Source organism: Pedococcus sp. 2YAF34 (assembly GCF_052114585.1).
In the GTDB taxonomy this organism is placed as follows: Bacteria; Actinomycetota; Actinomycetes; order Actinomycetales; family Dermatophilaceae; genus Pedococcus.
The window spans coordinates 22,099-28,166 of the sequence record NZ_JBFRFA010000042.1 but is presented as its reverse complement, the minus strand read 5'-3'; the positions used below and the strand labels follow the sequence as shown (position 1 = coordinate 28,166).

The 6,068-nt window shown below is 72.9% G+C and carries 4 protein-coding genes and 1 pseudogene; 1 reads left to right on the top strand and 4 read right to left on the bottom strand.

Annotated elements, in window-relative coordinates:
• A pseudogene (locus AB4Z02_RS16910) lies at positions 1-381 on the top strand (hypothetical protein); the annotation flags it as partial.
• A 577-nt stretch (positions 382-958) separates the two neighbouring features.
• Here AB4Z02_RS16910 and AB4Z02_RS16905 read toward each other — a convergent pair.
• From AB4Z02_RS16905 to rpoZ, 4 genes are all read right to left on the bottom strand, one after another.
• Positions 959-3,013, bottom strand: a complete 2,055-nt coding sequence (locus tag AB4Z02_RS16905; protein ID WP_441972400.1) for a primosomal protein N' — start codon at positions 3,011-3,013, stop codon at positions 959-961.
• 105 nt (positions 3,014-3,118) lie between these two features.
• A complete protein-coding gene (gene metK / locus AB4Z02_RS16900) occupies positions 3,119-4,339 on the bottom strand; it encodes a methionine adenosyltransferase (RefSeq protein WP_056882253.1) in 1,221 nt (406 codons plus the stop codon).
• A 78-nt stretch (positions 4,340-4,417) separates the two neighbouring features.
• Positions 4,418-5,725 (bottom strand): bifunctional phosphopantothenoylcysteine decarboxylase/phosphopantothenate synthase, encoded by a 1,308-nt coding sequence (locus AB4Z02_RS16895; RefSeq protein WP_441972398.1) that lies wholly within the window; start codon positions 5,723-5,725, stop codon positions 4,418-4,420.
• A 32-nt stretch (positions 5,726-5,757) separates the two neighbouring features.
• Positions 5,758-6,021, bottom strand: coding sequence for a DNA-directed RNA polymerase subunit omega (gene rpoZ, locus AB4Z02_RS16890; protein ID WP_056882255.1), 264 nt, complete (start codon positions 6,019-6,021; stop codon positions 5,758-5,760).
• Between the last annotated feature and the right edge of the window lie 47 nt (positions 6,022-6,068).

Sequence of the window (6,068 nt, the reverse complement as noted above, 5' to 3'; positions counted from 1 at the left end):
ACCGACCTGCACAACCAGATCTCCCTGTGCACCGCCCACCACGACGGCATCGACCGCGGCGACCACACCATCACCGGCAACCCCAACACCCCCGACGGACTCGTCGTCACCAACCGGCACGGCCTGACCATCCGACCACCCCGACCCGCCGACACCGCACCCCCACCCGGCGGCGACCCCCAACCACCGCCCGGCACCTACCAGCCACCCTCCGGCGGACCCATCACCTGGACCGACATCGCGCTCCCACCCGACAGCCACCTCGGTCAGCGACGCCTCACCGTGGTCCCACCCGAGGGGGCACCTGAACCTGAACCTGAGTTCGTGTCCTGGCTCGACGACCCCGCCAACCCCGACCGCGGCCTCATCCGCGTGCTCTGAGCCGAGTCCTCTCACCCGCGTCCTTTGAGCCGGGTCGAGTGATCCGAACCAAGCCGAAGACACGACGGGTATCCAGGTCCGGCTGGCTCAGACGGCCCGACCACCTCCACGTCGTCTCCTGGCCAGCTCCGCGAGGAGCGGGCGCACCGGTACACCCGCCACCAGGCTGTCGACCTCCCCTGACGGGGCCGCCGACCCTCCGTCATCCCGCATGCGGTCCTCCGGCACGGCAACATTGTCGGCTTTCGGCGGCCACGAAGCACCCCACCGCCCGCGACAGCTCGTCGCCGGCGCCACCGAGCAGATGACGACAGGGGCAGTCAGCCCAACACGCGTTCGACCCACGTGAGCACGATGACTCCCACCAGTACGACGCCGAGGCCGATGAACCCTGTCAGGACGAGCCAGAGCGCCAATCCGCCGACACGCGAACCTCGGTCAATCACTTGACGCCAGTTCATCGGTCCCCCTCGCTCCTTGCGTTGCACGACACCCCACGCATGCGGACGGCCGGTGAGCGGCTCAGCCGAGCAGGCGACTGCGGCCGGCCGTTGAGCATCGCGAGGCATGCTCCCGTTCACGACGCGGGGTCGGGTGGGTCGACGCGCACCTGCACGCTGACGGGTTCCTTGCGGGCGCTGCGTACTGCCCTCATGGCCGTCAGCGCCGAGGTCGCCTCGCCGCGGCGCTCGAGGGGCACCCGCACCAGCATCCGCACGGTGTCGTCGCTGAGCGGCAACGGCCCGAGTCGCTCCACGTCCTCCTCGAACCGGGTCTGCGCCACCGCCGCCTCGACGGCCCGCCGCTCGCCACTGACCGCGGCCATGACCACGGTCGGGGGCAGCGACAACGCCGCCCGGTCGGCGAGCTCGCGCTGGGCGAACCACGCCGGGTCCCAGCGCACCAGGGCCTCCACGGCAGGGATGGTCGTGTGCCCGGGTGCACCACACAGCACGACCTGCCCACCGTCCGAGGACCCACGGGTCAGGGCAGCCGCCGCGAGCCACCGGCGCAGCGCCTCCTCCCCCGCGTCCAGGGTCGGGCGGTCGAGCGAGGCCCAGGCGTCGAGCAGCAGGGTGGCGGCGTACCCGCCCAGGGCCACGGGCTCCGCTCCCGGCGTCGCGATGACCAGCGCAGGGGTGGCCGCGACCGTGTCGAGCACCGCGCCGGCTCCGGAGGTGTGCACCGGCACGCCGGGGAAAGCGCGCCCGAGCTCCTCCGCGGTGCGCCGCGCACCGACGACCGACGACCTCAGCTCGCGGCCGCCGCACTGGCGGCACTCGAAGCGCCCGACACCCCGGCCACACCACCGGCACGCCGGCTCGGCCGCTCGACCACCGACCGCCAGCGGCCCGGAGCAGTGGGTGCAGCGGGCGGGGGTGCGACAGGTCTGACAGGCGAGCGAGGGTACGTAGCCGCGCCGGGGCACCTGGACGAGCACCGGGCCTGACTCGAGGGCTGCCTTGGCCGTCCGCCAGGCGATGGACGGCAGGTGGGCGCTGGCGGCCGCGGGGTCACGGTCGAGCTCGTGCCCCTCCCCCGCGACGCGGACCCGCGGGACGGCCCCACGCACACCGGCCGCCACGATGGGACGCAGCGTGGCGTCGTCGACGAGCCGCTGCACCGTCACGGTGCGGGAGAACCCCCCGGACAGCACCGCCGCACCTTCCACGCGGGCCCTGGTGAGCAGCACCTCGCGGACGTGGGGGTAGGGGGCGCGGGGCTCACAGTGCAGGTCGTCGCCGTCGTCCCACCAGGCCACCAGGCCGAGGTCGCGGACGGGCGCAAAGGCCGCGGCGCGGGTGCCGACCACGACCGAGACGTGCCCCCTCAGCACCTTGAGCCACGCGGTGTAGCGGGCCTGCGGGCCCTGGTCGGCCGTGAGGCGGACGTGGCGCCCCTTGCCCAGGGCAGCGGTCAGGGCGGCGTCGACCCGCGCGACGTCGCGGTGGTCCGGGACGACCAGCACAGCCCCTCGCCCTCCTGCGACGGTGGCCGCCGCTGCTGCCGCGAGGGCTGCCGGCCAGTCGGCACCCGGGTCCGTCGCCGGCAGCGCCAGCCACGACGCCGCCGGCGACTCACCGGCGGCCAGGCGCGCGACGTACGCGGGTCCGGCCGGGTAGCGACTCCACGCGGGCCCGGGGCCATCCGTGGCGGGCAGCGGGTCGGGGACGGGCGGCTCGAGCGCTAGCGCCTTCTCGGCTGCTGCGTGACGCGGGGGGACGGCCATGCGCAGGACGTCGCCCAGGGTGCCCGCGTAGTGGGCCGCCACGTCGGTCGCCACCTGCATCAGCGCCGGGGTGAGGACCGCCTCCGGGGACACGACCCGACGCAACGGGGCGAGCCGGCCGTCGTGGTCGGCAGCCGCCTTGCGCTCGACCACGAACCCGTCGAGGTCCTGGCCGGCGAACCTCACCTTGACCCGGGCCCCCGGCACGGCCGTGTCGGCCAGCGACTCCGGCACGAGGTACTCGAACGGGCGGTCGAGGTGCGCGAGGCCGGTGTCCACGACGACCGCGGCCACCGGGTCGGTCGCCGCGAACGCCTCGCCGGCAGCCTTGGCCGCGCGGGGGGCCTTGGGCAGCGCGGAGCGGATCAGCTCCAGCTGCTCGGACCCCGGGTGCTCGCTCACACCGGAAAACTAGTCGACCCGGCCGACAGCCCTGCGGGGCAGGTCGTCGGCCGGGTCGGCTGGTGCGGTCTCGTGGAGAGCCGCGGGAGGTGCAGGTGGCTGTATTCAGCCCTTGACGGCGCGCTGCAGCTGCTCGACGCGGTCGATGCGCTCCCAGGTGAACGCGTTGTCGACGCCTGCAGCCGAGGTCCGGCCGAAGTGGCCGTACGCGGCGGTCGCCTTGTAGATCGGGCGCAGCAGGTCGAGCTGGTCGACGATCGCGCCGGGGCGCAGGTCGAAGACCGAGGTGATCGCGTCCTGGATCTTGTCGACGGGCTCGGTCTCGGTGCCGAACGTCTCGACGTAGAGGCCGACGGGCTGGGCCTTGCCGATGGCATAGGCGACCTGGACCTCGCAGCGGCGGGCCAGGCCCGCGGCCACGACGTTCTTGGCGACCCAGCGCATGGCGTAGGCAGCCGAGCGGTCGACCTTCGACGGGTCCTTGCCGGAGAACGCGCCGCCACCGTGGCGGGCCATGCCGCCGTAGGTGTCGACGATGATCTTGCGGCCGGTGAGGCCGGCGTCGCCCATGGGGCCGCCGATCTCGAAGCGCCCGGTGGGGTTGATCAGGCTGCGGTAGGCGGAGGTGTCGAGGTCGGTGCCGGTCTCGGCGAGCTCGGCCAGGACGGGCCGGATGACGTGCTGCTCGATGTCGGGCGCGAGCAGGTCGTCGAGCGAGACGTCGGGCGCGTGCTGGGTCGACAGGACGACGGTGTCGAGCTTGACGGCCTTGTCGCCCTCGTAGGCGATGGTGACCTGGGTCTTGCCGTCGGGGCGCAGGTAGGCCACCTGGCCGGACTTGCGGACGGCCGTCAGGCGCTCGGCGAGCCGGTGCGCGAGGTAGATCGGCAGCGGCATCAGCTCGGGGGTGTCCTCGCAGGCGTAGCCGAACATCAGGCCCTGGTCGCCGGCGCCCTGCTTGTCCAGCGGGTCGATGCCACCGGTGCGGTTCTCGTGGGCCGTGTCGACGCCCTGGGCGATGTCGGGCGACTGCTCGCCGATGGAGATGGACACGCCGCAGGACGCGCCGTCGAAGCCCTTCTCCGAGGAGTCGTAGCCGATGCCCTTGATGGTGTCGCGCACGATCTTCGGGATCGGCACGTAGGAGCGGGTGTCGACCTCGCCGGCCACGTGGACCAGGCCGGTGGTGACCAGCGTCTCCACGGCCACGCGGCTGCTGGCGTCCTGCTCGAGCATCGCGTCGAGGATGGAGTCGGAGATCTGGTCGCAGATCTTGTCCGGGTGGCCCTCGGTGACGGACTCGGACGTGAACAGGCGTGCGGACACTCAAATCTCCTTCGAGGAAACGGCGCTGGCTGCGGGCCCGCCAGCCTCGGCCGCACGGACCTCGCGAGTGTACCTAGGTCACAAGATCTGCTGCACGGCGTCCCACACCGCAGCCGCGACCTCGTCCTTGGGCGCGGGACCTGCGTCGACGACGTGGCTCGACCCCTGCCGCAGGATGTGGATCGTGTTGTCGTCGCGGCCGAAGGTCTTGTCGGTCCCGACCTCGTTGACCACCAGCAGGTCGCAGCCCTTGCGGGCGAGCTTGGCTCGGGCGTGGTCGAGGACGCTGCCCTCCTCGTCGCCGGTCTCCGCGGCGAACCCGACGATGACGGGGCTCGCCTCGTCGCCGCGCCGCTCGACGAGCCCGGCGAGCACGTCGGGGTTGCGCACCAGCTCGACGACCGGGGCGGCATCGGGGTCGGTCGGGTCGTGCGACTTCTTGATCTTGGTGCCCGCGTAGTGGGCGGGCCGGAAGTCGGCGACGGCCGCTGCCATGACGACGACGTCGGCTCCCTCGGCTGCCTCTTTGACCGCAGCCTGCAGCTCCAGCGCGGTGGACACCGGTACGACGCTCACGCCGGGCGGCGTGGCCAGCTCGGCGTTGGCGGAGACGAGCACGACGTGGGCACCACGCCGTGCAGCAACGGCCGCGAGCGCATACCCCTGCTTGCCCGAGCTGCGGTTGCCCAGGAACCGCACCGGGTCGAGCGGCTCACGGGTGCCCCCGGCGGAGACGACGACGGTGCGCCCCTCCAGCCCGCCCTCGGCGGCACTGACTGCTCCGCCGGCGTCCACGTCGGCGTCGTCGACCGGTGTGGCGCGAGCCGGGTACTTGTCGTGCGCGGGCACGGGGATGCCATGGGCGAGGATGCGCTCGCACACGGCGTACAGGTCAGCCGGCTCGGGGAGCCTGCCGGGACCGGTGTCGGCGCCGGTGAGGCGGCCCGACACGGGCGGGATCACGTGCACCCCGCGCTCCATGAGGGTGGAGACGTTGGCCTGCGTGGCGGGGTGGTCCCACATCTCGGTGTGCATCGCCGGGGCGACGACCACCGGGCAGCGGGCGGTGAGCAGCACGTTGGTGAGCAGGTCGCCGGCCAGCCCGTGGGCGGCCTTGGCGACCAGGTCGGCCGTGGCCGGGGCCACCACCACCAGGTCGGCGGACTGGCCGATCCGGACGTGGGGCACCTCGTGCACCGAGTCCCAGACACCCGTCGACACGGGGCGCCCCGAGAGGGCCTCCCAGGTCGGCGCGCCCACGAAGCGCAGGGCCGACTCGGTCGGCACCACGGTCACCTCGTGGCCGGCCTCGGTGAACAGGCGCAGCAGCGAGCAGGCCTTGTAGGCCGCGATACCACCCGCGACACCGAGGACGATGCGCGCCACTGCGCTGTCGCTCCCCCGCTCCCCTGCCGGGCTCAGCTCTCGATCGGCTCGGAGGTGACCAGGCCCTCGTTGATCTCGCGCAGCGCGATCGACATCGGCTTCTCGTGCACCTGGCTGTCGACGAGCGGCCCGACGTACTCGAGCAGGCCCTCCTGCAGCTGGCTGTAGTAGGCGTTGATCTGACGCGCGCGCTTGGCGGAGTAGATGACCAGGGCGTACTTGGAGTCGGCCTTGGTGAGCAGGTCGTCGATCGGCGGGTTGGTGATGCCGATCGGGTTCGCGACGGTTCCAGACACGGGGGGAATCACTCCTGTTGTTGGTTCGACGCAGGCTGGTTCGGACT